Source organism: uncultured Ferrovibrio sp., from assembly GCF_937960835.1.
GTDB lineage: Bacteria > Pseudomonadota > Alphaproteobacteria > Ferrovibrionales > Ferrovibrionaceae > Ferrovibrio.
This window is the reverse complement of the sequence record NZ_CALGPC010000015.1, coordinates 218,614-243,809: the sequence shown is the minus strand read 5'-3', so window position 1 is coordinate 243,809 and position 25,196 is coordinate 218,614. Positions and strand designations below refer to the sequence as shown.

26 protein-coding genes and 1 tRNA gene are annotated in these 25,196 nt (G+C 62.8%); 13 read left to right on the top strand and 14 right to left on the bottom strand.

The annotated features are described in order from the left end of the window. Nucleotides 1–5: 5 nt before the first annotated feature. The 5 genes from Q0603_RS15275 to Q0603_RS15255 are packed head-to-tail and all read right to left on the bottom strand — an operon-like array spanning nucleotide 6 to nucleotide 4,716. Entirely contained in the window at nucleotides 6–1,031 is a 1,026-nt protein-coding gene (locus tag Q0603_RS15275) for an SMP-30/gluconolactonase/LRE family protein (RefSeq protein ID WP_298727177.1), read from the bottom strand. Between the two features lie 7 nt (nucleotides 1,032–1,038). Further along, nucleotides 1,039–2,352, bottom strand: a complete 1,314-nt coding sequence (locus Q0603_RS15270; RefSeq protein ID WP_298727175.1) for a TRAP transporter large permease subunit — start codon at nucleotides 2,350–2,352, stop codon at nucleotides 1,039–1,041. Continuing rightward, nucleotides 2,349–2,843, bottom strand: coding sequence for a TRAP transporter small permease (locus Q0603_RS15265; protein ID WP_298727173.1), 495 nt, complete (start codon nucleotides 2,841–2,843; stop codon nucleotides 2,349–2,351). Before Q0603_RS15265 ends, Q0603_RS15270 begins: the two co-directional genes overlap by 4 nt. Before the next feature lie 38 nt (nucleotides 2,844–2,881). Beyond that, nucleotides 2,882–3,949 (bottom strand): C4-dicarboxylate TRAP transporter substrate-binding protein, encoded by a 1,068-nt coding sequence (locus tag Q0603_RS15260; RefSeq protein WP_298727171.1) that lies wholly within the window; start codon nucleotides 3,947–3,949, stop codon nucleotides 2,882–2,884. Nucleotides 3,950–3,984: 35 nt separating this feature from the next. Further along, complete coding sequence (locus Q0603_RS15255) at nucleotides 3,985–4,716, bottom strand: FCD domain-containing protein (RefSeq protein WP_298727170.1); 732 nt, start codon at nucleotides 4,714–4,716, stop codon at nucleotides 3,985–3,987. Nucleotides 4,717–4,851: 135 nt separating this feature from the next. Here Q0603_RS15255 and Q0603_RS15250 point away from each other — a divergent pair, with 135 nt between their 5' ends. Both Q0603_RS15250 and Q0603_RS15245 read left to right on the top strand, forming a co-directional pair. Next, nucleotides 4,852–5,628, top strand: a complete 777-nt coding sequence (locus tag Q0603_RS15250; RefSeq protein WP_298727169.1) for a cyclase family protein — start codon at nucleotides 4,852–4,854, stop codon at nucleotides 5,626–5,628. Nucleotides 5,629–5,647: 19 nt separating this feature from the next. After that, on the top strand, nucleotides 5,648–6,583 hold the full coding sequence (locus Q0603_RS15245) for a fumarylacetoacetate hydrolase family protein (RefSeq protein WP_298727167.1): 936 nt from the start codon (nucleotides 5,648–5,650) through the stop codon (nucleotides 6,581–6,583). Nucleotides 6,584–6,586: 3 nt separating this feature from the next. Here the strand turns inward: Q0603_RS15245 and Q0603_RS15240 are convergent, their stop codons facing one another. Together Q0603_RS15240 and Q0603_RS15235 are read right to left on the bottom strand one after the other, a co-directional pair. Continuing rightward, the gene (locus Q0603_RS15240; protein WP_298727164.1) at nucleotides 6,587–7,462 is read right to left on the bottom strand and encodes an SMP-30/gluconolactonase/LRE family protein; all 876 of its coding nucleotides are present in this window, start codon (nucleotides 7,460–7,462) and stop codon (nucleotides 6,587–6,589) included. After that, nucleotides 7,459–8,571 (bottom strand): NAD(P)/FAD-dependent oxidoreductase, encoded by a 1,113-nt coding sequence (locus tag Q0603_RS15235; RefSeq protein ID WP_298727162.1) that lies wholly within the window; start codon nucleotides 8,569–8,571, stop codon nucleotides 7,459–7,461. Before Q0603_RS15235 ends, Q0603_RS15240 begins: the two co-directional genes overlap by 4 nt. A 154-nt stretch (nucleotides 8,572–8,725) precedes the next feature. Between Q0603_RS15235 and Q0603_RS15230 the strand changes: the two genes are divergently transcribed. From Q0603_RS15230 to ptsN, 9 genes are all read left to right on the top strand, one after another. Next, nucleotides 8,726–8,812, top strand: a tRNA-Leu gene (locus Q0603_RS15230). A 78-nt stretch (nucleotides 8,813–8,890) separates the two neighbouring features. Beyond that, nucleotides 8,891–9,505 (top strand): ribonuclease D, encoded by a 615-nt coding sequence (locus Q0603_RS15225; RefSeq protein ID WP_298727160.1) that lies wholly within the window; start codon nucleotides 8,891–8,893, stop codon nucleotides 9,503–9,505. 258 nt (nucleotides 9,506–9,763) lie between these two features. Then, nucleotides 9,764–10,723, top strand: coding sequence for a KpsF/GutQ family sugar-phosphate isomerase (locus tag Q0603_RS15220; RefSeq protein ID WP_298727470.1), 960 nt, complete (start codon nucleotides 9,764–9,766; stop codon nucleotides 10,721–10,723). After that, nucleotides 10,723–11,409, top strand: coding sequence for an LPS export ABC transporter periplasmic protein LptC (gene lptC, locus Q0603_RS15215; protein WP_298727158.1), 687 nt, complete (start codon nucleotides 10,723–10,725; stop codon nucleotides 11,407–11,409). Before Q0603_RS15220 ends, lptC begins: the two co-directional genes overlap by 1 nt. Nucleotides 11,410–11,414: 5 nt before the next feature. Beyond that, nucleotides 11,415–12,056: an LptA/OstA family protein gene (locus Q0603_RS15210; protein WP_298727156.1), complete on the top strand. Its 642-nt coding sequence runs from the start codon at nucleotides 11,415–11,417 to the stop codon at nucleotides 12,054–12,056. Further along, nucleotides 12,053–12,835 (top strand): LPS export ABC transporter ATP-binding protein, encoded by a 783-nt coding sequence (gene lptB / locus Q0603_RS15205; protein ID WP_298727154.1) that lies wholly within the window; start codon nucleotides 12,053–12,055, stop codon nucleotides 12,833–12,835. Before Q0603_RS15210 ends, lptB begins: the two co-directional genes overlap by 4 nt. Before the next feature lie 10 nt (nucleotides 12,836–12,845). Beyond that, complete coding sequence (rpoN, locus tag Q0603_RS15200) at nucleotides 12,846–14,384, top strand: RNA polymerase factor sigma-54 (RefSeq protein ID WP_298727153.1); 1,539 nt, start codon at nucleotides 12,846–12,848, stop codon at nucleotides 14,382–14,384. 171 nt (nucleotides 14,385–14,555) lie between these two features. Then, on the top strand, nucleotides 14,556–14,999 hold the full coding sequence (gene raiA, locus Q0603_RS15195) for a ribosome-associated translation inhibitor RaiA (RefSeq protein ID WP_298727151.1): 444 nt from the start codon (nucleotides 14,556–14,558) through the stop codon (nucleotides 14,997–14,999). 51 nt (nucleotides 15,000–15,050) lie between these two features. Then, nucleotides 15,051–15,515 (top strand): PTS IIA-like nitrogen regulatory protein PtsN, encoded by a 465-nt coding sequence (gene ptsN / locus Q0603_RS15190; RefSeq protein WP_298727150.1) that lies wholly within the window; start codon nucleotides 15,051–15,053, stop codon nucleotides 15,513–15,515. 90 nt (nucleotides 15,516–15,605) lie between these two features. Here ptsN and Q0603_RS15185 read toward each other — a convergent pair whose 3' ends face one another. Together Q0603_RS15185 and Q0603_RS15180 are read right to left on the bottom strand one after the other, a co-directional pair. Further along, nucleotides 15,606–15,848 (bottom strand): DUF1150 family protein, encoded by a 243-nt coding sequence (locus Q0603_RS15185; RefSeq protein WP_298727148.1) that lies wholly within the window; start codon nucleotides 15,846–15,848, stop codon nucleotides 15,606–15,608. Between the two features lie 27 nt (nucleotides 15,849–15,875). Continuing rightward, entirely contained in the window at nucleotides 15,876–16,340 is a 465-nt protein-coding gene (locus Q0603_RS15180) for an Hsp20 family protein (RefSeq protein ID WP_298727146.1), read from the bottom strand. A 134-nt stretch (nucleotides 16,341–16,474) separates the two neighbouring features. Between Q0603_RS15180 and Q0603_RS15175 the strand changes: the two genes are divergently transcribed. Further along, the gene (locus tag Q0603_RS15175; RefSeq protein ID WP_298727144.1) at nucleotides 16,475–17,983 is read left to right on the top strand and encodes a 3-hydroxyacyl-CoA dehydrogenase; all 1,509 of its coding nucleotides are present in this window, start codon (nucleotides 16,475–16,477) and stop codon (nucleotides 17,981–17,983) included. 18 nt (nucleotides 17,984–18,001) lie between these two features. Here the strand turns inward: Q0603_RS15175 and Q0603_RS15170 are convergent, their stop codons facing one another. From Q0603_RS15170 to Q0603_RS15155, 4 genes are all read right to left on the bottom strand, one after another. Beyond that, nucleotides 18,002–18,598 (bottom strand): hypothetical protein, encoded by a 597-nt coding sequence (locus tag Q0603_RS15170; RefSeq protein WP_298727143.1) that lies wholly within the window; start codon nucleotides 18,596–18,598, stop codon nucleotides 18,002–18,004. A gap of 122 nt (nucleotides 18,599–18,720) precedes the next feature. Then, nucleotides 18,721–20,169 (bottom strand): HAMP domain-containing sensor histidine kinase, encoded by a 1,449-nt coding sequence (locus Q0603_RS15165; protein WP_298727141.1) that lies wholly within the window; start codon nucleotides 20,167–20,169, stop codon nucleotides 18,721–18,723. Between the two features lie 20 nt (nucleotides 20,170–20,189). After that, nucleotides 20,190–21,617: an FAD-dependent oxidoreductase gene (locus tag Q0603_RS15160; RefSeq protein WP_298727139.1), complete on the bottom strand. Its 1,428-nt coding sequence runs from the start codon at nucleotides 21,615–21,617 to the stop codon at nucleotides 20,190–20,192. 70 nt (nucleotides 21,618–21,687) lie between these two features. Beyond that, complete coding sequence (locus Q0603_RS15155) at nucleotides 21,688–21,972, bottom strand: hypothetical protein (protein ID WP_298727138.1); 285 nt, start codon at nucleotides 21,970–21,972, stop codon at nucleotides 21,688–21,690. Nucleotides 21,973–22,054: 82 nt separating this feature from the next. Here Q0603_RS15155 and Q0603_RS15150 point away from each other — a divergent pair, with 82 nt between their 5' ends. After that, nucleotides 22,055–24,448 (top strand): DUF3772 domain-containing protein, encoded by a 2,394-nt coding sequence (locus Q0603_RS15150; protein WP_298727137.1) that lies wholly within the window; start codon nucleotides 22,055–22,057, stop codon nucleotides 24,446–24,448. A gap of 5 nt (nucleotides 24,449–24,453) precedes the next feature. Here the strand turns inward: Q0603_RS15150 and Q0603_RS15145 are convergent, their stop codons facing one another. Next, a complete protein-coding gene (locus Q0603_RS15145) occupies nucleotides 24,454–25,173 on the bottom strand; it encodes a pirin family protein (RefSeq protein ID WP_298727135.1) in 720 nt (239 codons plus the stop codon). Nucleotides 25,174–25,196: the final 23 nt, after the last annotated feature.

Below are 25,196 nucleotides of genomic sequence, written 5' to 3'. Positions count from 1 at the left end.
TTTATTTAGGCCTCTTTCCAGTGCGCCATCGGCAGGCCAGCCACCGGACTGCGGAACCAGGGGATGTTGGTGCCGAACAGCGTGCCGATATAGGCATTGCGCAGATCGGGGCCGCCGAAGGTGATGCTGGCCATCCAGGGTGTGACGCTGCTGCGGGTCGCCATCATCAGGTCGGGTGTGGCCTTGCCCGACTGGTAGGCGGCCTCCAGGGCTGCGATGGCATCCGGCTTGCCGTCGTCGAAGATGGTCATAACCTCGCCCTCCGGCGTCAGGGCGATCAGTCGTTCGGCCATGATCAGCGTGACCCAGAGATTGCCGTAAGAGTCGAAGGTGCAGCCATCGGGGAAGCCGCCCGGACCGAAATCGCTGGGGCCGAAGATCTCGCGGTTGCTCAGGCTGCCATCGGCGCCGACCTTGAAGCGGGTAACGCGGCGGCCACAGGTCTCCACGGCGTAGAGATATTCTTCCTTTGCATCCAGCCGCACTTCATTGGTGAAATGCAGGCCGTCGGCGACGATGCGCAGACCGCGTTCGTCGGCCAGAGCGATGAAGCCATCGGCCAGGCCGGGGCGTACGGCCTCCATCCAGTTCTTGATCCGCGTCGAGACCGTGACCCAGAGGCGGTCCTTGCTGTCGCGCAGCACAAAATTGACCTTGCCGATCGGCTGGCCGTCGATGCTGTCATAGAGCACACGGCTGCGGCCCTCGCGATCCATCACCTCCAGGCAGTCGGTGCCGAAATTGGCAATCAGGAAATCGCCGTTGCGGGCGAAGGCCAGTCCGTTCGGCAGGGTGCCTTCGGTGAAGCGCTTGGCGAGATCGGCGGTACCGGCGAAATGAGTGTCGGCCTGCTGAGCGATCAGTTTCTGACTGCCATCGGGCGCAATGCGCATCACGCCGCCGCGTGCATCGGCTGACCACAGTGTGCCATCCGGCTCGGCCAGGATGCATTCCGGCCGCTGCAGATCGCGGCCGACGAACTGAAGATCGTCACGGCTGATGCGGAAACCTTTGAGCGGATTAGCAGTCATGCGCGTCTCAGAGCAGGCTAAGGGCGAGGGAGGGAAACATCACCAGCAGGATCAGCGTCAGCAGCATGATCGCAGCGAACGGCAGGGCGCCAACGAAGATATGCCGCAGCGTGATCTGGGAATTGTTCAGCGTGCTTTTGATGACGAAGACGCTGAGGCCGAAGGGCGGCGTCAGAAGGCCAATCTCGACAGCGACGATGGTAATGATGCCGAACCAGATCAGGTTCATATCGAAGCCAGTGGCGATCGGCAGCATCAGCGGCAAGACGATCAGCAGGATCGAGCTGGAATCGATGAAGCAGCCGAGCACGACGATCAGCAGGATGTAGAGCAGCAGGAAGCCGAAGGGGCCGAAGCCGCCGTCGATGATTCCCTCAGTGAGGAATTGTGGTACGCCGCTCAAGGCCAGCATGCGGGTATAGAGGCTCGCGCCGATGATCAGGAAGGAGACGGCGACCGTGACATGGCCGGTCTCCACCAGCACCTGCCAGAATTTCTGACGGTCCAGCTTGCGCTTGAACAAAGCGATCAGCAGCGCACCGGCGGCGCCGACTGCGCCGGCATCGGTGGCCGTGAAGAAGCCGGCATAGATGCCGCCCAGCACGAGGGCGATCAGAACGAGGATCGGCAGCAGCTTGAGCGCCATCTCACCGAAGCCCATCAGGGAGACGCTGGCGGCATCGCCGTCCGGACGGCCGCCGACATAGGAAGGCCAGAAGCGGGCCATCAGCATGATGCCGACCGAATAGGTCACGGCGAGCAGCAGGCCGGGCACGATGCCGGCCATGAACATGCTGCCGACCGAGACTTCGGCTAGGAAGCCGTAGAGGATCATCAGCAGGCTGGGCGGTATCAGCATGCCGAGCACTGAGGAACCCGCGACCACGCCGGTGGCAAAGCCCGGCTTGTAGCCGTAGCGCAGCATCTCCGGCACGGCGACGCGGGTGAAGACCGCGGCCGAGGCGATGCTGATGCCGGTGATCGCTGCAAAGATCGCGTTGGCGACCACCGTGGCGATTCCTAAGCCCCCGCGCAGGCGGCGCAGGCCCTGATTGGCGACCTCGAAGGCATCCTTGCCGATATCGGCAATCGAGACGAGGAAGCCCATCAGCACGAAGAGCGGCACCACGCCGAAGATATGGCTGGCAATCGAATCATAGGCGCCTTGCGCCAGCATGCTGGTGGCAACTCCCACATCGCCCTTGATCAGCCAGACGCCAATGAAGGAGGTCAGTCCCAGCGCAACGGCGACATGCAGGCCGAGCCAGATCAGCAGCATCATGCCGGCCAGGGTGAGGAAGCCGATTTCGAGGCCGCTCATTTGCCACCTGCCAGCAGACGGCGGACGTCATTGACCGCCATGATCAGATATTGAATGCCGGTGGCGGCGGCGCCGATCAGGATCAGCAGCCTGACCGGCCAGGTCGGTGCTGTGAAGTCGCCGGCCGCGCCGACATATTCGTTGATCTCGAGGGCCTCCTCGAACAGGCCGAGGCTGCCCCAGAAGATGATGGCGACGAAGACCGCGCCGAGGACGTGGAACACCGCCTGCAGGGCGAGGCCGATTTTGGGCTTATGCAGCAGCAGGGTTTCGATCACCATGTCGGAACGCGTCATGCGTCCCGCCATAAGCGCATGGCCAAGTTGCAGGAACACGATGCCGACGATGGAAAGCGAGAGCAGTTCGGTGGTGCCGCGCACTGGCGTGCTGAACAGCTCGCGCCCCAGGATGTCGGAGTTGATCAGCACCATGAGGATGAATATCCACACGGTGCCTAGGGCATTCATCGCACCCAACAGCCGGGAATACATGCGCGGCACCACCATTCTACAGTCTGGACTTCGTCAGATCACTCTTTGCTCCAGTCGCGCGGGAAATTGACCCCGGCGGCCTTCATCTGAGCGATATACTCGTTCAGCACCTGCGTGCCCGGCAGCCCCTTGGAATCGAGATCCTTGGCCCAGGGCAGGGCGACGTTGGGCAGCGCCATGGCCCACTGCTTGCGCTCTTCCGCGCTCAGTTCGCGCACCTTGGCGCCACCTTCCACCATTTTCTGCATCAGGTTGGCCGCGGTGTTGGAAAGCAGGGCGGCGAAACGCGCATCGTATTCGGCGCCGACTTCCAGGACGATCTTCTTGTCGGCCTCTGGCAGCTTGTCGAACACGCGCTTGCTCATCACCAAGGCACCGGCGAACATCGCGCCGTAATTCACCTTGGTGATATGTGGCGCCACTTCCGTCAGCTTGGCCGGGAAGGCGCCAGTGGCGAAGGTGAGCGCGCCTTCGGTCACGCCGGTCTGGATGTCGTTGTAGTAGGTCTGCAACGTGCCGGCGACGGCGACCGCGCCAGTGCCCTTGACCCAGTTGGCGGAAGGGCCGGGTGCGTTGATCTTCTTGCCGTTCAGGTCTTCCAGCTTGTTGATCGGTCCCTTGGTGAAGAGGTGATAAGTGTCGAGGCCGGTGCCGCCGAGGAAGATCATGTTGTTCTTTGTCCAGGCATCGTTCATGGCCGGGATCTTGGCCTGCATCGCCTTGATCACCTTCGACATCACGGCGACGTCGTCGGTCATGAAAGGGGCCACGTAAGAGACGTTCTGCAGCGGGAATTTCGGCGCCTCGAAGATGGTCGACACGAAGGCAAGCTCAGCCAGACCGTCCTTCACCGCGCCGGATTCGCTGCCAAGCTTCACAGCGGTGCCGCCCCAGGCCTTGATCCATTCGAACTTGGTCTTGCTGCCGGCCGCAGCCAGGCGCTTGTCGAGTTCGGGAATGAAGAATTCATCGGCCATCTTCACCCAGGGGAAGATAACCGGATGGCCCGCCACGGCGGTCATTTTGATCGTCTGCGCCGAAACCGGCTGCCCCACCAACAGGAATGCAGCGCCGCCAAGGATGGCGAGCTTTTTCAATGCGGACATCGTTTCCTCCCTAAAGGTTTTTTCCGCGTGCGTTTCTATACGGTCGATGTTGCTGCCGACTGGCCTGCTCCCTCGCCGAAACAGAAATTGTAGGTGTGACTGAGGTGATGATGCAGCATGGCGCAGGCTTCCCCGCTGCGCCGCGCGAGCACGAGATCCATCAGCTGGCGATGCTCGTCCATGATGCCGACGCCCTGGGCGACGAGATAATTCTGCATCATCCCGTGGCGGTAGCGTTCGGCCTGATCGTATAGCCGGCTCTGCTCTTCGAGCAGTCGCGGCGAGCCGCAGGCTGCGATCAGCGCGATATGAAAGGCTTTGTGCAATTCGCCGAACTCGGCGAGGTTCTCCACCGGCCTGCCTTCCAGGCGCACGACATAGCGGTCGAGCCGGTGATAGGCGGCAAGAATGCCGGCCTCCCAGACATCGTCGCCGTGCTCCAGCGCCAGTTTCAGCGCGGCGGTTTCGATCACCTGGCGGGCGAGGGTGATGTCGGCCAGATCGTCGCGGCTCATGCGGCTGACGCGGAAGCCGCGCTGATTTTCCATGGAGACGAAGCCCTGGCTGACCAGGCGAGCGAGTGCCTCTCGCAGCGGGCTGGCGCTCAGGCCGTAGCGGGCTTTCAGGTCGTCGATCTGCAGCTTGGTGCCGGCGGGGAAGATGCCGGCGATGATGTCGGCGCGGATATTGCGGTAGGCGAATTCCGTCAGGCTGCCGGCTTCGGCGGCCAGATCGCGAATTTCGACGCGGTTTTTCCCCTCGCTCATGCCATCACTCTGCGGCGGTGGAATGGGGGTGTCAACGACAAAAGAGAAAAAAATCGACAAAACGAGTTTGCGTCGGTATTGTGGGCCCTCGATAAGACCGCCGCCAGCCCGAATCGCGGCGGCACAGGAGGAAGCATGGCCCGCCGTTTCGTCGACCTCTCCATCTATTTGGAAAACGATGTGATCTCCGATCCACCCGGCTTCGGGCCAAAGATCGAGTATATCAACCACCAGCAAAGCCCCGAGGACATCGCCAAGTTCTTCCCCGGCCTGCGCAAGGAAGACCTGCCGGACGGCGAGGGCTGGGCGGTGGAGTATGTCCAGCTCAACACCCATAACGGCACGCATCTCGATGCGCCGTATCACTTCCATTCGACGATGAACCGTGGAGAGCGCGCCTGGACCATCGACGAGGTGCCGCTGGAATGGTGCTTCGGCGATGGTGTGAAGCTCGACTTCCGGCATTTCCCCGACGGCTATGTGGTGACCGACAAGGATGTCGAAGCTGAGCTGAAGCGGATCGGCTACGAGCTCAAAGAACATGACATCGTGCTGGTGAACACCGCTGCCGGCGCAGCCTATGGCAAGCCGAACTATGTCAGCACCGGCTGTGGCATGGGCTACAAGGCGACAATGTATTTGCTGGAACGCGGCGTGCGCGTGACCGGCACCGATGCCTGGAGCTGGGATGCGCCCTTCGTGCACACGGCAGAGAAGTACAAGGAAACCAAGGACGCCGCGCTGATCTGGGAAGGCCACAAGGCGGGCCGCCATATCGGCTACTGCCATCTGGAGAAGCTACATAACCTGGAAGCGCTGCCGCCTTACGGCTTCCTGGTTTCATGCTTCCCCCACAAGATCCGTGGCGCCTCGGCCGGCTGGACCCGCGCCGTGGCCATCATCGAAGAATAAAACGACAGCGAGAGCCCAGATGAAATTCTGCACCTTCAGCCATCCCGCGCGCGGCACCATGCGGCCTGGAGCGCTGACCAGCGACGGCGCCATGATCGTCGATCTTGGTGATGCCTTTCCCGACATGCTGTCGATCATCAAGGGTGGCGACGAGGCAATGGCACGGGTGCGCGATCTGTATGACAGGGCCGAAATCCGTGTGCCGCTGGCGGATGCCAAGTTGCATGCGCCGGTGCCGGTGCCGGAGCAGATCCGCGACAGCATGCTGTTTGAAAAACATGTGCAGCAGGCGATGGAGCAGATCGTCCGCATGCGCAAGCCGGTGCTGGGGCCGCTGCTGATCAAGCTGGGGATGGTGAAGGTTTCGCGGACCTGGTACCAGATTCCCATCTACTACAAATCCAACCGTTTCTCGGTGAATGGCCCAGACAGCGACGTGCTCTGGCCGCGCTACAGTCAGATCATGGATTTCGAGCTGGAGTTCGGCTTCTTCCTCGGCAAGGGCGGCAAGAATATCAAGCCCTCCGAAGCGCGCGATCACATCTTCGGCTTCACCATCTTCAACGATTTCTCAGCTCGCGATGCGCAGAGCATCGAGATGCAGAGCATGCTCGGCCCCTGCAAGGGGAAGGATTTCGATACCGGCAATGCGATGGGGCCGTTCCTGGTGACCACCGACGAAATCGGTGATCCCTATAACCTGCGCATGCAGGCGCGGGTGAACGGCCAGACCTGGTGCGACAGCAATTCCAGCACGATTCATCACAAGTTCGAGGATCTGCTGGCGCGCGTCTCGGCCGACGAGACCGTATATCCGGGCGAGTTCTTCGGCTCTGGCACCGTGGGCGATGGCTGCGGTCTGGAACATGGCCGCTATCTGAAGGATGGAGACGTGGTCGAGCTAGAAGTCGAGAAGATCGGCATCCTGCGCAACCGCGTGGTCCGGCAGAAGTAATACTCAGCCAGCGAAGAAGGGTTCGGGCAGGCCGGGGATATCGACCTCGGCCATGAAGATGCCGCCGGCCAGCGGCATCTGCTGCAATTCTTCCGGCGTGTGCTTCTGCCGCGCCGTGGTGATGAACAGGGTCTTCAGATCCGGCCCGCCGAAACAGGGCATGGTCGGCGCCTTCACCGGCAGCACAATCTCGCGCAGCCGCTGCCCCTGTGGCGAGAACTGCGCGACCTTGCCCGCGCCGTAAAACGCAACCCAGTAGTTGCCGGCGGAATCCACCGTGGCGCCGTCCGGCCGTTCGCCGGTGTCGTTCAGGTCGAGGAAGAGACGGCGGTTGGAAATCGTGCCGTGGCCGACATCGTAGTCATAGGCGTAGACCTGCCGCGTCGGCGTGTCGGCGTGATACATGACGCGACCATCGGGACTCCAAGCCAGCGCATTTGAGGTCGCCACACCGCCGACCAGGGTCTGTGCGATCAGATGCCGGCCATCGAGCCGGTAGAGAGCGCCGCCGCCGCGGCCGCCGGGCTCATACATGCTGCCCAGCCAGAAGCGGCCCTGGCGGTCGCAGCGGCCATCGTTGAAGCGAACATGCTGTGTGTCATAGGGCGCGGCGGCGAGGCGTTCATGCCGGCCTTCTTTCAAGTCCAGGCGATAGATGCCGCTGCGCAGACCCGCGACGACCTCGCCGTGCTGTGTAAGCACGATGCAGCCGATCGATTCCGGCATGGTCCAGGATTCAAGCTGTTTGGTGACCGGATCGAACCGGTGCAGCCGCGGCGCATTGATGTCGACGAACCAGAGCTTGCGTTCGGCGATCGACCAGACTGGTGATTCCGCCAGATTGAATTGACCATCCAGAATGCAAGCGGCTTCGGTCACGCGGCTCGATCCACCATATCGGCGACATATTCCCCTATGGCCAGCGACGCTGTCAGGCCGGGGCTTTCGATACCAAATAGGTTGATGAGGCCGGGCGCGCCATGGGTTTCGGGGCCCTGTATGACAAAATCATCGCCCTTGCCGCCGGCAGGCGTCAGCTTGGGCCGGATGCCGGCATAACCCGGCTGGATCGCTCCGTCAGGCAGGCCGGGCCAGTAGCGGCGAACAGCGGCATAGAATTTCTCGCCGCGCGCGGGATCGACGGTGTAGTCGATTCGCTCGATCCATTCGACATCCGGGCCAAAGCGCATCTGGCCGCCCAGATCGATGGTGACATGGGTGCCGAGCCCGCCCGGCTCGGGCACGGGATAGATCAGGCGGGAGAAGGGCGGCTTCATGCCGCCGAGCACGAAGTAATTGCCCTTGGCGTAGAAACAGCCGGGCACGCTTTCCGGTTTCACGCCCTGGATCCCGGCTGCTATCGACTGCGCGGCTAGGCCTGCGCAGTTGACGACGGTGCGCGCCTTCAATTGCATCGGTTCCGCGCCGCCGGTCTCGATGACGATACCGTCGTTCTCCACCGCGCCGCCGACAACAGGCGAATTGAAAGCCAGCATGGCGCCGTGTTCTTCGGCTTCGCCCTGATAGGCCAGCATCAGGCCGTGGCTGTCGATGATGCCGGTGGAGGGCGACAGAAGGGCGGCCACGCAATGCAGATGCGGCTCCATCGCCAGCGCCTCTTCGCGGCTCAGCCATTGCAGATCATGGACGCCGTTTGCTTCAGCCTTCTTCTTCAGCGCTTCCAGCTCGGCGATCTGGCTGTCGTCGGTGGCGACGATCAGCTTGCCGCAGCGGCGATAGGAAATGCCGCGGCTGTCGCAATACTCATACAGTTTCTGTTTGCCCGCGATGCAAAGCCGGGCCTTCAGGCTGCCTGCGGTGTAATAGATGCCGGCATGGATGACTTCGGAATTGCGTGACGAGGTTTCGCTGCCGATCAGGTCGGCTGCCTCGACCACCACCACCTCGCGGCCCTGCCTGGCCAGGGCCCGTGCGACCCCCAGCCCCACCACGCCCGCGCCAATGACCAGACACTCGACTTGTTCCATGCGCTCTCTCTCCCGATCATCCTCTTATCGGCAGAGCGATGCCCCCAAAGCAAGTCTCGCTCGCATATGTCACCGGTGGCGCTTGACTTCCCCCCGCCGGGGCCGTAAAGACACGCCTCGGTCGGGCCGAGGGGTAATTTGGTCCGCACCGCCTGCCCAGGTGGCGGAATTGGTAGACGCGCTAGCTTCAGGTGCTAGTGACCGAAAGGTCGTGTAAGTTCGAGTCTTATCCTGGGCACCAATTCCCGAGTTTTGCGCCGTAGTAGCCCCCCTTCAGGGACGGCCCCGTAATCGAGAGCGCATCCGAGCGAACCACGGCATGGCGATTACCGTTCACCAGGGCGACCTGCCCGACAGCCTCGACCTCGGCCCCATGGTTGCCGTGGATACCGAGACGATGGGCCTGCGTACGCTGCGCGACCGGCTCTGCGTGGTCCAGCTTTCGGCCGGGGACGGCAATGCCCATCTGGTGCAGTTCCAGGCTGGAGCGGGTTACAACGCGCCGAATCTCAAGCGCCTGCTGGAAAACCCCAACGTTTTGAAGCTCTTCCACTTCGCTCGCTTCGATCTGGCGGCCCTGAGGCACTATCTCGGAGCCCGTACGGCGCCGGTCTATTGCACCCGGACGGCCTCCCGTCTGGTGCGCACCTTCACCGACCGCCATGGCCTGAAAGACCTCTGCCGCGAGCTGATCGGCGTGGAAATCTCCAAGCAGGAGCAATCCTCGGACTGGGGCGCCCCGGTGCTGACCGAGGCGCAGCAGCGCTACGCTGCCTCCGACGTTCTGTATCTGCATCAGCTTAAAGTCGTACTGGACGGCATGTTGGCGCGGGAAGGGCGTACCGCCCTCGCGGAAGCCTGCTTTAGCTTCCTGCCCGCGCGCGCGGAACTCGACCTGGCCGGCTGGCCAGAAGAAGACATTTTCGCGCATTAACAAATTCCGCGCGCATTAAGAAAATCGTCGCGAAAATCGATCTATACGGGTCAAGCAATTTGCATTTTGGGGTGCGATTCCCCATATTTGGCACGATTCTTGTTAGAAGTTAGTGGGTAGGTCATGACATCCGCACCAGCCGCCGCGCGGGTTAAACGTGCCGGACGCAACCGTGCGAAAGCCGAAGTCAAGGTGGTTCAGGTAGCGGGCGGCAAGCCGGCCGCGACGCCGGACGTCGCCGTGGCCCGGCGTGTGCTGATGATGGAGGCCAACGGCCTTGCCGCCTTGGCAGCGCAGATCGACGAGACCTTCACCAAGGCTGTCGACATCCTGATGAAGGTCAGCGCCAATTCCACCCTGCCCGGTGCCGGGCGTGGCCGCGTGATCGTCTCCGGCATGGGCAAAAGCGGCCATGTCGGCAGCAAGATCGCCGCCACCCTGGCCTCCACCGGAACGCCGGCGCAATTCGTTCATCCGGCCGAGGCCAGCCATGGTGATCTCGGCATGATCCTGCCAGGCGACGTGGTGATCTGCCTGTCGAATTCGGGTGAGACGCGGGAACTGGCCGATCTGATCGCCCATGCGAAACGCTTTGCGATTCCGCTGATCGGCATCACCTCGCGGCCGAAATCCTCGCTGGGTCAGGCCGCCGATGTGGTGCTGCCGCTGCCGCCGGTGGAAGAAGCTTGCCCGATGGGGCTGGCGCCCACCACGTCGACGACGATGGCGCTGGCGCTGGGCGATGCGCTGGCCGTGGCTCTGCTGGAGCGCAAGGGCTTCACCAAAGACGACTTCCACACCTTCCATCCGGGCGGCAAGCTTGGCAAGCAGCTGGTGAAGGTGAAGGATCTGATGCATACCGGCGCCGCAATGCCGCTGGTGGAAAGCGGCACTGGCATGCGCGAGGCACTGCTGACCATGGCCGCGCGCAGCTTTGGCTGCATTGGTATCGTCGCCGACAAGGGCCGCAACAAGGGCAAGCTGATCGGCATCATCACCGACGGCGACCTGCGGCGCCATATCGAGGGCGATCTGCTGGCGCAGACGGTCGATGTGGTGATGACGCATGCCCCGAAGACCATCGGGCCGAATGCCCTGGCGGTGGAGGCGCTGCGTGAGATGAACAGCCGGCGTATCACCACCTTCTTCGTCGTCGAGGGCGGCAAGCCGATCGGCATTCTCCATATGCATGATTGCGTGCGGGCCGGGATTACCTGATGGCAAGTGGCTTCGACGAAACTTCGCGCGATATGCCGCTGCCGCCGCGCCGTGCCGACAAGATCGTGCCGCGCGATTCCAGCGAGGCGATCGGCAAGCTGTCGCGCCGCCGCCGCTTTGCGCGGTTCATGAAGTTCGTGCTGCCGCTCATGGCTCTGGGCACCGTCGCCGTCGTCATCGCCTGGCCGCAATTGACCAAGCGGCATCAGGTGATGTCGCTGACCTTCAACGATGTGGACAGCGTCAACGCGGCGCTGGTGATGAACAATCCGCGCTACCGCGGCACTGATTCGAAGGATCAGCCGTATGTGGTGACGGCTGACCGCGCCGTGCAGGATCCGGAGGACTCGCAGCAGGTGACGCTGGACAATGTTCAGGCCGACATCACCTCTGGCGGCGGCTGGTGGTCGCTGATGGCCGATACCGGGCTGTATCATGGCGGGCGGCAGTTGCTGCATCTGTTCGGCAATGTCACGGTAATCGGCGACAACGGCTACGAGATGCATGGCAATAGCGCCGAGGTGAATCTCGAGACCAATGTCGTGATCAGCGACGAGAAGGTTTGGGGGCAGTCGGAGACAGGCACGATCCGCGCCAATGGCTTGCGGATATACGACAAGGGGCGGGTGATCGTCTTCGTGAATGGCGTCAATACGACGCTGTATCCGCGGAAGGAACGGGGTTGAGCGGCATGCGCGTTTTCTGGTTTTTGTCGATGGCAGCTCTGGCCGCTGCTCCCGCTTTGGCGCAAGTCAATCTCGGTAACAGCCGCAACAGCGACCAGCCGATCGAAATCGCCTCGGATACCCTGGAGGTCCAGCAGGACAAGCAGCTTGCGATCTTCCGCGGCAATGTCGACGTGGTGCAGGGCGATACGCGGCTGCGCTCGGAAGAGCTGTTCGTCTATTACCGCGAGCGCGCCCAGCAGCAGGGCGCCGCCGCAAACAAGCCGGCTAAGCAGCCCGCCAGCAATACCGGTCCGGATACTAGCTCGATCCAGCGGATCGAGGCGAAAGGCAAGGTCTTCGTTTCCACACCGGAAGAGCGCGCACAGGGCGATTTCGGTGTCTACGACGTGGACAAGAAGACCGTCACCTTGACCGGCAACGTGCTGCTCACCACTGACCGCAGCACGGTGCGCTGTGCCAAGGCGATTATGTTCCAGGATAGCGGGCGTAGCATCTGCGAGCCGCTGCCGGGCGAGCGGGTACGCGGCGTATTCCTGCCGGGCGAGCAACAGCAGCAGCAGGCGGCGCCGCAGCCGAACCGCATGGGCAACGGAAACGGGGCTGGCGGCGGTTCCCAGAACGGCGCGGGACAACGCAGCCAATGAACGCAACGGTTCAGAATTCTCAGCCCAATGCCGGCGGATTGAAGCTCGTCGCCGACAATCCGGGACTGGCGGCCAACCGGCTTGGCAAAAGCTTCAAGAAGCGGCCGGTGCTGCGCGATGTCTCGCTCTATGTGCAGCGGGGCGAAGCGGTTGGCCTGCTGGGCCCGAATGGCGCCGGCAAGACGACGACCTTCTACATCATGACCGGCCTGATCCGCCCGGATCGCGGCAGCATCAGCCTGGATGGCCATGACATCACCGGCCTGCCGATGTATCGCCGCGCCCGCCTCGGAATGGGGTACCTGCCGCAGGAAGCCTCGATCTTCCGCGGCCTGACCGTCGAGCAGAATATCCGCGCCGTGCTGGAGCTGGTGGAACCGGAAACGGACCGCCGCGAAGCCATGCTGGACGATCTGCTGGCGGAGTTCTCAATCAGCCATTTGCGGCGCACGCCGGCGCTGGCGCTTTCAGGCGGCGAGCGGCGCCGCTGCGAGATTGCCCGCGCGCTGGCAACGCAGCCCTCCTTCATGCTGCTGGACGAGCCGCTGGCCGGCATCGATCCGATTGCGGTGGGCGAAATCCGTGAACTGGTCTCGCATCTGAAGGATCGCGGCATTGGCGTGCTGATCACCGACCACAATGTCCGCGAGACCCTCGACATCATCGACCGCGCCTATATTCTGCATGACGGCAAGGTGCTGATGGAGGGCAGTCCGAGCGAGATCGTCGCCGACGAGAATGTACGCCGGGTCTATCTCGGCGAGCGATTTAATTGGTGACTGCATAGCCATGGCATTAGGTCCCCGTCTTGAACTTAGGCAGGGCCAGGCTCTTGTCATGACGCCGCAGTTGCAGCAGGCGATCAAGCTGCTGCAACTCTCCAACATCGAATTGCTGGCCTATGTCGAGCAGGAGCTGGAGCGCAATCCGCTGCTGGAACGGGTGGAAGGCGACAACGGCGCCGATGACGGCGGCGAGCCCTTCGAGGGCGAGACCGATCCGGTTCCGGCCGTCGAACGGCTCGATCTTGCATCCGATGCCGCCGCGGACCGGGCGCGCGAGGCGCTGGACGCCGATGTCGACAGCACCTTCACCAATGACAGCGGCTATGACGCTGCCGGTGCGGGGAGCGGGCTGGACAGCAACTACATCAGCGGCCGTGGCGGCGATCCGCGGTTCGAGGATGAAGGCAGTTCGTTAGAACAGACGCTGTCGGAAGCGAAGAATCTTCGCGAGCATGTGCAGGAGCAATGGCAGCTCATGCCGGCGAATGCCGCCGACCGCATGATCGGTCATGCACTGATCGATGCGCTGGATGAAGCGGGTTACGTCACCGAGCCGCTGGCCGACATCGCTGCTCGGCTGGGCGTCGAAGAGGATGAAGTCGAGGCCGTACTGCTTGATCTGCAGACGATCGAGCCGGTCGGCCTATTTGCCCGCAGCCTGAAGGAATGCCTGGCCCTGCAGTTGCGCGACCGCAACCGTCTCGATCCAGCGATGCAGGCATTGCTGGACAATCTCGAATTGCTGGCCAAGCGTGATGTGGCGGGGCTGATGCGGATCTGCGGCGTCGACCAGGAAGACATCGCCGACATGGTGCAGGAAATTCGCGCCCTGAATCCGAAGCCCGGTTTGTTGTTCGGCGGCGAGCCGGTGCAGACCCTGATCCCGGATGTCTTCGTCCGCCGGGCTGCTGACGGCAGCTGGACAGTCGAGCTGAACAGTGACACCCTGCCGCGCGTGCTGGTCAACAGCCGCTACTATGCCCGTGTCTCGCGCGACAACAAGGCAACCGGTGCCGACAAGCAGACCAAGAGCTATCTGTCGGATTGCTTGAACTCGGCCAACTGGCTGGTCAAATCACTGGACCAGCGCGCGCATACGATCCTGAAAGTCGCCAGTGAGATCGTGCGCCAGCAGGAGAATTTCCTGCGCCATGGCGTGTCGCATCTGAAGCCGTTGAATCTGCGCGCCGTAGCCGAAGCGATCGAGATGCATGAAAGCACTGTCAGCCGCGTCACCTCGAACAAGACGATGGCGACGCCGCGCGGCATCTTCGAGATGAAGTATTTCTTCACCGCCAGCATCGCGGCCACCGATGGCGGCGAAGCCTTCTCGGCGGAATCCATCCGCCACCGCATCAAGTCGCTGATCGACGCCGAAGATCCGAATGACATTCTTTCCGACGACAAGATCGTCGAAATCCTGGCGGGCAAGGGCGTGGATATCGCCCGCCGCACGGTGGCCAAGTACCGCGAGGCGATGAATATTCCTTCGTCAGTGGAACGCCGCCGCTTGAAACGCGCAGGATTGCTGAAGGTGGGCTGAGCCGGCTGGCGCAATAAACACGTTAGCGCGAGTGAATCGCACAGGCGAAGTCATCCGCTGCCACGTAATACTCCGTATCCGGCGGGATGTTTCGACGACATAAACTTGTGGATACTCTTTTAGGGAACAACTTCCGCTTTGAGGCGTTGAATAGAATCAAGGGGTTACAGGATGGCCGTCTGGTTGACAGTCCAGGAGGCCTTCTCTATGGTCCGCGACCGACATGACGGCCGCTGGAGGTCGTACTACAATCGTGTCATACCGAGCGAAGCCGGATTTCGACGCATCATGAAAATCCAGACCTCCGGGCAGCATCTTGATCTCGGCGATTCCCTCCGCACATACGTGGATGAAAAGCTGCGTGCCGCGATTGCAAAATACATGAGCAACGCAATCGGCGCACAGGTGGTCTTCCGCCGCGAGGGTCCGATGTATCACTGTCAGTGCACGGTTCACATTGGCGCCAACATCAATATGCAGGCCGAAGCGGAGGCGACCGAGATTTACGGCAGCTTTGACACCGCGCTGGAGAAGCTGGCAAAGCAGGTCCGGCGCGACAAGCGTAAGCGGCGCAATCATCACGCGCGTACACCGGATGCCGAGGATGTCGCCTGATCCTCGCGATCCGGCGTAATTCGGTATCAGCCGCGGAGGCATCATTTTCCGATGGAAATCTTTCAGCTCTTGAGCCCGGATGGCGTTGTCGCCAACCTGAAAGCCAACAGCAAGAAGCAGGCGTTGCAGGAACTCTCTGCCCGTGCCGCTCGGATTACCGGTCAGCACGAGCGGGTGATCTTCGACACGCTGCTGGAACGCGAGCGGCTTGGCACCACCGGCGTCGGTAACGGCATCGCCATTCCGCATGGCCGCCTGCCTGGCTTGGACAAGCTCTATGGCCTGTTTGCGCGGCTGGAACGGCCCGTCGATTTCGATTCAATCGACGAAATGCCGGTCGATCTGATTTTCCTGCTGCTGGCGCCTGAATCGGCTGGCGCCGATCACCTGAAAGCCCTAGCGCGGGTGTCGCGTCTGCTGCGCGACAAGGCGGTCTGCGAAAAGCTGCGCGGGGCGGAAAGCGCCGATGCGCTCTATGCGCTGCTGACCGACAGTCCAGCCAGCCACGCCGCGTAACACCGTTCTGAAAAAAATCAGCCCGGTTCGGATTGCATCCGAGCCGGGCTTTTTGCTGCGGCTCGTGCAATCGGCATCACGCGGCGCCGGTCAGTGGGCGCTGACCGGCACCAGGTCGTTCTGTATCGCTGCGGCGAAGGCGAGGTTGCGCTCGGGCGCCCAGCCAAGCTGGACACCATTGGCGGCGAAAATACCCCACCCCATACCCTGCGGTGTTTCCACCGGACGGACGTAAGCCAGATCCGGCGCGCCGAGATTGGCGAAGGTGTCCGGCGACATCGGCTGTTCCATGCGCCGGTGATTGACGTAGGCGTCATTGCTGGGGGTAGACATGGTTCGTCTCCTTTGCTGGCTTCCGCCTTATGCGCCGTCGCCGGATTTACCGCCGACGCCGAGCGTGTCACTGCGCCCCCCGTCGGTCGTCTTGATGGCGATGTTGCGTATCTGCGGTTCCGGCTTCACGCGCCGCAGATCCACGTGCAGAAGGCCGTTGCTCAATTCGGCACCGAGAACTTCGATACCGTCGGCGAGGACGAAACTGCGCTGGAACTGCCGCGCTGCTATGCCGCGATGCAGATAAACCCGGTCCTTGTCGTCAGTCTGCTTGCCGCGGATGACAAGCTGGTTGTCCTCCACGGAGATACTGAGGTCGTCAGCACTGAAACCGGCGAGGGCCAGCGTGATGCGCAGGCCATGTTCGCCGATCTGCTCGATGTTATAGGGCGGATATCCTTCCGAACCGGCTTTGCCGACCCGTTCGATCATCCGCTCGACATGGTCGAAGCCGAGCAGAAGCGGACTAGAAAATAACGACACGCGGGTCATGGCGGACTCCTTGATAAGCGAGTGCCGTCGAGGCCCTAGCAGGCACCTCGACATGCTTCCATGTGGGGTGCCATGCCTTGCGGATCAAGACCCGCCCCGGCAGGATGCTCACATCATAGTGGGAGGATTGTGTCGTGAGTGAGGCCGCACAAACGATTGAAATCGTTGGGGTAGTAGGCGCCGGCGCGATGGGGCGGGGAATCGCCCAGGTCGGCATCACCGGCGGCATGCAGGTGCTGCTGTACGACGCCGCGCCGGGGGCGTCCGTCAAGGCGCGGGACGCCATCTTTGCCCAGCTCGACCAGATGGTTGCCAAGGGGCGGCTGGAAGTGGATGCCGCCGCCGCGGCCAAACAGCGGCTGACGGTGGTCGACGACCTCAAGGCGCTGGCTCCGGCTGACCTGGTGGTCGAGGCGATCGTCGAAAACCTCGCTGTGAAGCAGGAAGTGTTCCGGCAGCTTGAAGCCATCGTAGGGCCGGACTGCCTTCTGGCCTCGAATACCTCGTCCTTGCGGATCGCCAGCATTGCCAGTGCCTGCCAGCATCGCGGCCGCATCGGCGGTCTGCATTTCTTCAATCCTGTGCCGGTGATGAAGCTGGTGGAGGTGATCCGCGCCCCCAGCACCGATGACAGGACCGTCGCCACGCTGGTCGAGGTGGGCAAGCGGATGGGTCGGGTGCCCGTGGTGGTGCAGGACAGCCCCGGCTTCCTGGTCAATCTGGGCGGGCGGGCCTATACGCAGGAAGCGCTGCGGATCGTATCCGAAGGCGTGGCGACGCCCGCCCAAGTTGATGCGGTGATGCGCGAGGCCTGGGGCTTCCGCATGGGGCCGTTCGAGCTGATGGACCTGACCGGCATCGACGTGAACTTCCCGGTCAGCCAGATCGTCCATGAAGGCTATTTCTACGACCGCCGTCTGGCGACCTCGCCGCTGCATCAGCTGCTGAGAGAAAGCGGCCAGTTCGGCCGCAAGACCGGGCGCGGTTTCTACGAATACGATTCTGAGGGCAAGGCCAAGGTGCCGTCACCCGACGCGATTTCCAGCACGCCGCCGATCAGGCGCGTGGCACTGGCCGAAGCCGACGATGCGCTCGGCGAGTTGCTGCGCAGCCTCGGCCTAGAGGTGAGCAATTTCGATGACGGAGAAGGACCGATCGTCTGCGCGCCCTTGGGTGAGGATTGCTCCAGCTATGCGGCGCGCAAGCAGCTCGATCATCGCCGTCTTTTTGCGCTCGATATCGCAGGCAAGCTGGACAAGCGGCTGACGATGATGCGGGCTCCGGGCGCGCGGCAGAATCTGCTCGATGGTCTGGTGGCCAGTCTGCACGATGCCGGCCGCGCCGTGACGGTGATCCATGACAGCCCGGGTTTCATCGGCCAGCGCATTGCAGCGATGGTTGCCAATCTAGGCTGCGAGATGGCGCAGATCAGGTTGGCCAGCCCCGAAGACATCGACAGGGCGATGACGCTAGGCCTGAACTACCCCTTCGGGCCGCTGGCCTTGGCGGATGCGATGGGTGTCGGCACAGTGCATGAAGTGCTGCGGCAATTGCAGGAAATTACCGGCGACGACCGCTATCGTCCCAGCCTGTGGCTGCGCCGCCGGGCGCAGCTTGGCCTGTCGGCTTTGACGCCGGATTGACCAGCGTTCGCCAAGCGATCAGCGTGCCAGTCGTTCGTTGATATCGCTGGGCGGGACGACAATCACGGAATCCGGCGTGGCCTGAGGCGGCAACGGCCGTCCGACCGGCGCGATGATGACCGGATCGCGTTCGCGCGGCGCGCCGGTTGGCGCCACCAGCGGCGGTTGGCCGGCCGGAACGACCTCCACCGCCGATGCCGTGCCATCGATGGGTGCCACAGCAACCTGTTCGGGGTTGGGGTGCCGCCCCGGAGGCTCCATCGGCATGCGCGGATCGGCCAGCGGACGCGGCGCTGCCGGCAAGGCGCGGCCTTGCAGCGAATAGGGATCCGGCTCGCCATAGCAGTCGACGCCGGCAAGTGTCTTGAAGCACCAGACTTCCTGGCGGTCGGTGGGTTTGTAATTGCTGACGCAGTAGGTGCCGTCGCTGATCAGGTTGAGCGGATTACAGGTGATTTCCAGCCTCCGCTCGATCTTCGTCTTGATCACTTCGACGCCAAGGCCGAGTACCACTGCTTCGGCGGCAGGCGTCAGGTTGTCGCGCTCCGACGCGCAGGCGCTGAGCAGTCCGGCCAGCAAAAGCGGCAACAAAGCGGCATTTAAGATCGAGCGCATGACTTCTCTCCGCGCGACACAATGACATCGCGAGCCATTCTGGCGCGGCGATTATGACGCATGTTGCCGTCTACATACAGTTAAGCGATATGGTTAATACTGCCCGGTCAATGTTTGACTAATCAATGCTTGGCCGGGCGATTCTTCTGCGGATCGGGCAGGGTGATGCGGAAAGTCGTGCCCAACGGTCCCGTGCGGGCCAGTTCAAGATCGCCGCCATGGGCGCGGGCCAGTTCGCGGGCGATGGCAAGCCCAAGCCCGGTGCCGCCATTGCGGCTGCCGCGGAACGGTTCAAACAGATGAGCCTGGACCGCTTCGCTCAGGCCGCAGCCGGTATCGGCGATTTCAATCACCGTCAGGCCGGCACGGTTGGCGGCGGCAATGCGGATGTCGCCGCCATCAGGCATTGCCTGGGCGGCATTGCGGATGATGTTGTTCAGGATGCGATACAGATGCTCGCGGTCGGCGAAGACCTGCAGGTCTTCTGGCACGGCGTTGTGCCAGCGGATGCTGGGCTCATCAGGCAGCGCCAGCCCGGCCGCGACATCTTCGGCGAAGGGATACAGGGCGAAATATTCCGCCTCCGGCGCGCGTTCTTCCGCTTTACCGTAGCGCAGCGTCTGGGCGCAAAGCGCGATGGCGCGATCGATCGAGCCGACGAGCCGCGGCGTGATCTGCTTGACGGTGGGATCTTCCGACGTCGCCAGCCGGTCGGAGACGAGTTGTGCCGAAGCCAGGATGTTGCGCAGGTCGTGGCTGATCTTGCTGACCGCGATGCCGAGCTGGGCCAGACGCGCGCGCTGGGTCAGCGCCTGGCGCAGTTCCTGCTGCATGGCCTGTAATTCGCGTTCGGCAAGACCGAGTTCGTCATTGCGCTGCGAAGGCTGTATAATCTGCCGCGCATCTTCGGGCGCGGCGCGGAAGCCGACGATGCTGTCGACCAGACGGCGCATCGGCCGCACCAGCCACCATTGCAAGGTCAGATAGACCAGGCTGGCGGTGAAGATGGAGATGCCAAGCGACATAGTGAAGATGCGCCAGGAGAAAGCGCGCAACGCCTCGGTCAGCGGTGCCGCGGGCAGCACGACCTCGATCTTAGTCTGCGCATCGCGCGGCGATGGCCCGACGACGCGGATGTAATCGGGAGTGTCGCCCACCAGGGCCCGCACCGCGTGGACGATAGCTCCTCCCCACATCCAGTTCGACAGATCGACCGGCGGACCCAGCATAGGCAATTCCTGGCGGTCGCTCAGGATCAGCGCATTGGAAGCAGCGCGGCGCATCGCCACCAGCTTCGCGCCGACATTGCGCAGCAATTCATTTTCGAGTTCTTCGCTCACCATGCCGTCGGGCGCCGCCAGCAGCGCCAGTGCGGCTTGGTCGGCCAGTTCGATCCGCGCCTCGAAATAGGAGATGCGGTAGCGCGCCATGGTGGGCAGGTAGATCAGAACCTCCGCCAGCATGACGAAGCCGATTGTCAGTACCAGCAGACGGCCAGACAGGCCGGCGAAGCTGTTTGTCGCCGGGCGCGAAAGCCGCTTCAGTGCCTTCTGCGATACCGCCTGATCCATACGAAATCTTACACCGGCCGCTAGCCAAAGCGGGCAAGAAACTGCACGAGGCGGCGGGCCAATGGGCTGAACAGCCAGGCCTTATAGAAATCCGCCGCTGTCCGCCTGCTGGCGTCGCCACGCGAGGGGTAGGGCACCAGCATGCCTTGAATGGCGCTCAGCCCCAGCCGCTTGCCGAAGACAAGGCTCCAGGGCTGCAGCAGATCGCCCGCTCCGGGGCCGACGATGGAGACGCCCAGTACGCGACCGGTGCGGCCGGCGATCACCTTGATCAGGCCTTCGGTCCGCGCCTCGGCCTGGGCGCGTTCGTTCAGGGCAAACGGAGAGCGCAGGATGGTGACCCGGCCATACCGCGCGCGGGCCTGATCTTCCAGCAGGCCGATGGAGGCCAGTTCCGGATCGCCATAAGTAACGCGCGGGACGGTCAGATGATTGGCACGGACCGGCAGGCGCAGGAGGGCATTCTTCAGCACGATCCCGGCATGATAGCCGGCCGCATGGGTGAACGGACTTAGACCCGTCACGTCGCCGATGGCGTAGATTTTCTTGTTGGCAGTTCTCAATCTGCCGTCGACGGTGATGCCGGTTCTGGTCACAAAGACGCCGGCCTTGTCGAGTGCAAGGTCCTCGACATTGGGCTGCCGTCCGGCGGCAATGAGAAGATGCGAACCGGCAATGCGATCTTCCGTTCCATCGCTGGAACGCAGAGTCAGCACTATGCCCGATACGGTCATCTCGGCGCGAATGATCTGCGTCTGCTCGCGGATGTCGACGCCTTCATCGCGCAGCGCGTTCAGCAGAAGCGTGGAGAGTTCGCGGTCCTCCTGGGCCAGGCAGCGCGCCTGTTCGACGATGGTGACCTTGGAGCCGAGACGGCGGAAGGCCTGGCCTAGTTCGATGGCGGTCGGCCCGCCGCCGATGACTAAGAGATGAACGGGACGTTCGGAAATGTCAAAGATCGTCTCATTAGTCAGATATGCAATATCGGCAAGGCCATTGATCATCGGAATTGCCGGGCGCGATCCGGTGGCGATCACAAAACGACGCGCCTTCACCATCGCGTCGCCAACCAGCAGAGTATCGGGATCCGCAAACCGGCCTTCGCCCTGCAGCACCTGCACGCCCAAAGCCGCGAAGCGCTCGATGGAATCCTGCGGCGCGATGGCGGCGACGGTGGTCTTCACATGCCGCATCACTGCAGCGAAGTCGATTTCCGGCTCATCGTAATTGATGCCCAGACGCGCGGCATGCCGCCAGGCCACGGTATGGCGGGCGGCGCTTACCAGCGCCTTGGAAGGGATGCAGCCGTAGTTCAGGCTCTCGCCGCCCATGCGGCCGCGCTCGACCAATACGGTCTTGGCGCCCATCAGCACGGCGCCCGCGGCGACGGCAAGCCCACCTGGCCCAGCACCGAGCACGGCAACGTCGCAATCGATCCGGTCAGCCATCCCGCTTCATCCCGTTGTTCACGTTTATGGCGTTCATGTCATTGGGCTGCCACGCCTGGCACCGCTTCAGTCATATGGGAAACAACGACAGCGATACCACGAGTGTCAAGGCAATCGGAATTTTTGATGCCGCGATCCCAGCCATCGCGATCCAGCCATCGCAATCGTGGCCCTGCAATTGTGACCTCAGCAATCGTAAATAGTGAACCGTTCTCCCCGTGACCAAACCGTCTTTCGCTGCGTCGACCTTTCGGGGGCGGCTGTTAAGGGGGAATCGAAAAGAAATGTCTAGGGCCTTGTTTTTGCCCCAATCCGGCAGCAAAGGGAGTAAATTGCCCGGGAGCGCGGCGGTCATACTCTGCACTCCCCTTATGCTTTTGCACCTTGACGACCGTTGACCCTCCAATGCCGGAGGAATTTTCGAGGCCCCTTCCATCATGCGCCGATTTTTCCTGCTCCTCCTGCCGCTGCTGTGGTTGGCGGCGAGCGCCACTGTCACCTCTGCCTGGGGGCAGGCCACGCCGCCGGCGGCGACCGATTGGAACGCGCCTCTCAATGCGGTGTCCCGCCAGCTCCGCGATCCGCGTATTTCCGGCGATGCCTTCGGCAAGCTTCGCGTCGAACTCGACCGCCTGAGAGTTGCCGCCACGGCCGAGCGCGACCAGTTCCGGCAGGCTGCGGCGGCAGGGCAGACGCAACTCGATGCGCTTGGTCCCGCACCGACGGCGGATCAGCCGCGGGAATCGGCTGGGGTGGCTGAATCGCGCCGGCAATTGTCTGCCCAGCAGCAGCGGCTGCAGGATGGCGTCAAGCAGGCTGAGCTTGCGCTCGCTCGCATTCTCGTCCTGCAGGATGAAGTCGCGCAGGCCGAGCATCAGCAGTTCGCCCGGCAACTGACCTATCGTGGCCAGTCGCCGTTCTCGCCATCCTTCTGGCAGAACGGCGTTGCCGATATCGAAGCGGCGGCAGACAGCATCACAGAAGCGCCGGCCATCTGGTGGGCAGCCGACGAGGGACGCCGGCCCGCCGTGGCCACCATGCTGCAGATGGGCATGATCGCCATTCTGGCAATCGTCCTGCTGGTGCCCGTGCAGCGCTGGCTGCGGCGCCGTTTCGGGATTGATGCCAGCATCGACGCGCCGTCGCCGGTGCGGCGCACCATTGGCGCATTCGTCGAATGGCTGAACTGGACGGCGATGCCTCTGGCGGTTCTCTGGGCCGTCTACGGTGTGCTGTGGGGCAATGGCTGGGTCATTGAGCTGATCGGCGGTTTCCTGACCGCTTTCGTACAGTCCGCCAGTCTGGCCTTGCTGGCTCTGGGGCTGACGCATGCAGCGCTGGCGCCGCGCAATCCGGCTTGGGCATTGGTTCCGCTGCCGCAGCCGCAGCGCGATCGCCTGCTGCGGCGGGTCACGGCGTTTGGCGCCGGCATCATCGTCATCGCGCTGGCCAGCGCGCCGACGCGCATGCCCGATTTCGGCTCGGCTGGCCGTGATATGGCGATTGCCGCTATTGCCGCCTTCCTCGTTCTCTTCAATCTCGCTTTTGCCGATCCGCGCCTGTGGCGCCCTCTGGCGGCGGGACATCGCCGTCTGTTGCCCATCGCCTTGGCAGTCTTTGCGCTCAACCTGATTGCGTTCGGCGCGATCCTGCTGGGGTATTACGGCTTCGCGCTGTTCCTGGCCTATGGCCTGCTGGCATCGGTGATCGCGGTTGCGGCTTATGCATTGGTGCGGATCGCCGCCCGGGATGCGCTGAACCAGCTTGCTGCCGCGCCGGAGGGCCAGTGGACGGCCTTGCGGCTTGGGCTCGGTTTGAGCGGACCGATGAGCACGACGATGCAGCTTCTGTTTGGCCTGCTCGCCGATGCCGTGCTGCTGTTGCTGCTGCTCGTCGCGCTGGCGCTTGCCTGGGGCGTCAGTACCAGCGCACTCGTCAGCTACATGCTGGAACTGTTCTACGGCGTCACTATCGGTCCGGTGACCATCTCGCTGGGAGAGATTCTGGCGGCGGTTGTCGTGATGGTGATCGGCATTGGCCTGACACGCTTCTTCAGCAATGGATTGAACGCACGCCTGGAGGTGCAGTCGGGTATCGATCCTGGCGTGCGCAATTCCATGGTCACCGGCCTGACCTATGCGGGCTATCTGCTGGCCGTGCTGGCCGCAGTGGCTGCGCTAGGCCTCGATCTTTCGAACCTTGCCATCATCGCCGGTGCGCTTTCGGTCGGTATCGGTTTCGGTCTGCAGAATATCGTCAATAATTTCGTCTCCGGCCTGATCCTGCTGATCGAGCGTCCGGTGAAAGTCGGCGACTGGGTAGTGATCGGCGACAAGGAAGGTTACGTGCGGCGCATCAATGTGCGCTCCACCGAGATCGAAACCTTTCCGCGCGCCTCGGTGATCATTCCAAATTCGGCGCTGATCTCCAGCCCGGTGATGAACTGGACACACCGCAACCGGCTGGGCCGGGTCGATATCAATATTGGACTGTCCTATGCGGCCGATGTCGAGAAGGCGAGTGCGGTGCTGCTGGATTGCCTCAAGCAGCATCCGGAAATCTTGAGCATGCCCGCGCCCGCGGTAGTGTTCCGCGATTTCGGCGCCGGCATGCTCACCTTCGCCCTGCGCGGCCATATCGCCAATGTCGAGCGGCGCATGGCGATTGAAAGTGAGTTGCGGACCGCCATTCACAAGGCATGCCGTGAGAACGGCGTTCCGCTTCCCTATGGTAGCCCGGCAGCGCCGACCGTCGTGCAGATCAAGGATCTCGACCGCATCGAGAAGCTGGTGAAAGACATTCTCGATGCGAAGGTGCCGAAGAAATCCTAGCAGCTTCAGTTTGGCCGTGGCAGATCGAAAAGCAGGATTTCGGCGCCGTCTGCGGTGGCGATCTCCAGCTTGCCTTCACCGACCAGGGCCGCGCCGGCCCGTGTCGGCACTTCGGTGCCGTTCAGCGTGACCTTGCCATCGGCTACCACGAGATAGGCGATCCGGTTGTCCCCAAGGTCGTAGCTGGTCGCCGCCGACTTCTCCAGCAGAGCGCCATATAGGGTGGCGTCCTGATGGATCAGCAGCGTAGCGGGATGCGCGGCGCGGATTTGCTCTTCGCCTGAAGCCAGCGGCACCAGGCGGTTGGCGCGGTCGCTCTTTGGGAACTGCGCCTGCTCCCAGCGCGGCTTGAGGCGCGCCTGGCGCGGCTCCACCCAGATCTGAAACAGATGCGTCAGTTCATCTTCGGCATTCCATTCCGAATGCATGATGCCGGTGCCCGCGCTCATCACCTGGACATCGCCGGCCGGCGTGCGGCCCTTGTTGCCCAGACTGTCCTCATGGCTGATCGCCCCGCGCCGGACATAGGTGATGATCTCCATGTCGCGATGGCCGTGCATCGGGAATCCTGATTGCGGCTGGATTTCGTCGTCATTCCAGACGCGCAGCGGACCGAAGCCGAAGCCCATCGGCGCAGCGACGCCGGAGAAATTGAAATGGAAGCGACTGTTCAGCCAGTCGATCTGCATGCGGCCAAGCCGGTCAAACGGGATCACATGGATCATGGCGGTTCTCCCAAAACCGCGGC

What these genes read in the sequence shown, in the direction of transcription:
- Q0603_RS15170 (WP_298727143.1), bottom strand. Translation starts at nt 18,598, where the DNA reads ATGCGCTCGATCTTAAATGCCGCTTTGTTGCCGCTTTTGCTGGCCGGA.
- Q0603_RS15275 (WP_298727177.1), bottom strand. Translation starts at nt 1,031, where the DNA reads ATGACTGCTAATCCGCTCAAAGGTTTCCGCATCAGCCGTGACGATCTT.
- ptsN (WP_298727150.1), top strand. Translation starts at nt 15,051, where the DNA reads ATGGAAATCTTTCAGCTCTTGAGCCCGGATGGCGTTGTCGCCAACCTG.
- Q0603_RS15220 (WP_298727470.1), top strand. Translation starts at nt 9,764, where the DNA reads ATGATGGAGGCCAACGGCCTTGCCGCCTTGGCAGCGCAGATCGACGAG.
- Q0603_RS15265 (WP_298727173.1), bottom strand. Translation starts at nt 2,843, where the DNA reads ATGTATTCCCGGCTGTTGGGTGCGATGAATGCCCTAGGCACCGTGTGG.
- Q0603_RS15255 (WP_298727170.1), bottom strand. Translation starts at nt 4,716, where the DNA reads ATGAGCGAGGGGAAAAACCGCGTCGAAATTCGCGATCTGGCCGCCGAA.
- rpoN (WP_298727153.1), top strand. Translation starts at nt 12,846, where the DNA reads ATGGCATTAGGTCCCCGTCTTGAACTTAGGCAGGGCCAGGCTCTTGTC.
- Q0603_RS15210 (WP_298727156.1), top strand. Translation starts at nt 11,415, where the DNA reads ATGCGCGTTTTCTGGTTTTTGTCGATGGCAGCTCTGGCCGCTGCTCCC.
- raiA (WP_298727151.1), top strand. Translation starts at nt 14,556, where the DNA reads ATGGCCGTCTGGTTGACAGTCCAGGAGGCCTTCTCTATGGTCCGCGAC.
- lptB (WP_298727154.1), top strand. Translation starts at nt 12,053, where the DNA reads ATGAACGCAACGGTTCAGAATTCTCAGCCCAATGCCGGCGGATTGAAG.
- Q0603_RS15150 (WP_298727137.1), top strand. Translation starts at nt 22,055, where the DNA reads ATGCGCCGATTTTTCCTGCTCCTCCTGCCGCTGCTGTGGTTGGCGGCG.
- Q0603_RS15145 (WP_298727135.1), bottom strand. Translation starts at nt 25,173, where the DNA reads ATGATCCATGTGATCCCGTTTGACCGGCTTGGCCGCATGCAGATCGAC.
- Q0603_RS15245 (WP_298727167.1), top strand. Translation starts at nt 5,648, where the DNA reads ATGAAATTCTGCACCTTCAGCCATCCCGCGCGCGGCACCATGCGGCCT.
- Q0603_RS15165 (WP_298727141.1), bottom strand. Translation starts at nt 20,169, where the DNA reads ATGGATCAGGCGGTATCGCAGAAGGCACTGAAGCGGCTTTCGCGCCCG.
- lptC (WP_298727158.1), top strand. Translation starts at nt 10,723, where the DNA reads ATGGCAAGTGGCTTCGACGAAACTTCGCGCGATATGCCGCTGCCGCCG.
- Q0603_RS15235 (WP_298727162.1), bottom strand. Translation starts at nt 8,571, where the DNA reads ATGGAACAAGTCGAGTGTCTGGTCATTGGCGCGGGCGTGGTGGGGCTG.
- Q0603_RS15185 (WP_298727148.1), bottom strand. Translation starts at nt 15,848, where the DNA reads ATGTCTACCCCCAGCAATGACGCCTACGTCAATCACCGGCGCATGGAA.
- Q0603_RS15225 (WP_298727160.1), top strand. Translation starts at nt 8,891, where the DNA reads ATGGCGATTACCGTTCACCAGGGCGACCTGCCCGACAGCCTCGACCTC.
- Q0603_RS15155 (WP_298727138.1), bottom strand. Translation starts at nt 21,972, where the DNA reads ATGACCGCCGCGCTCCCGGGCAATTTACTCCCTTTGCTGCCGGATTGG.
- Q0603_RS15250 (WP_298727169.1), top strand. Translation starts at nt 4,852, where the DNA reads ATGGCCCGCCGTTTCGTCGACCTCTCCATCTATTTGGAAAACGATGTG.
- Q0603_RS15260 (WP_298727171.1), bottom strand. Translation starts at nt 3,949, where the DNA reads ATGTCCGCATTGAAAAAGCTCGCCATCCTTGGCGGCGCTGCATTCCTG.
- Q0603_RS15270 (WP_298727175.1), bottom strand. Translation starts at nt 2,352, where the DNA reads ATGAGCGGCCTCGAAATCGGCTTCCTCACCCTGGCCGGCATGATGCTG.
- Q0603_RS15180 (WP_298727146.1), bottom strand. Translation starts at nt 16,340, where the DNA reads ATGACCCGCGTGTCGTTATTTTCTAGTCCGCTTCTGCTCGGCTTCGAC.
- Q0603_RS15160 (WP_298727139.1), bottom strand. Translation starts at nt 21,617, where the DNA reads ATGGCTGACCGGATCGATTGCGACGTTGCCGTGCTCGGTGCTGGGCCA.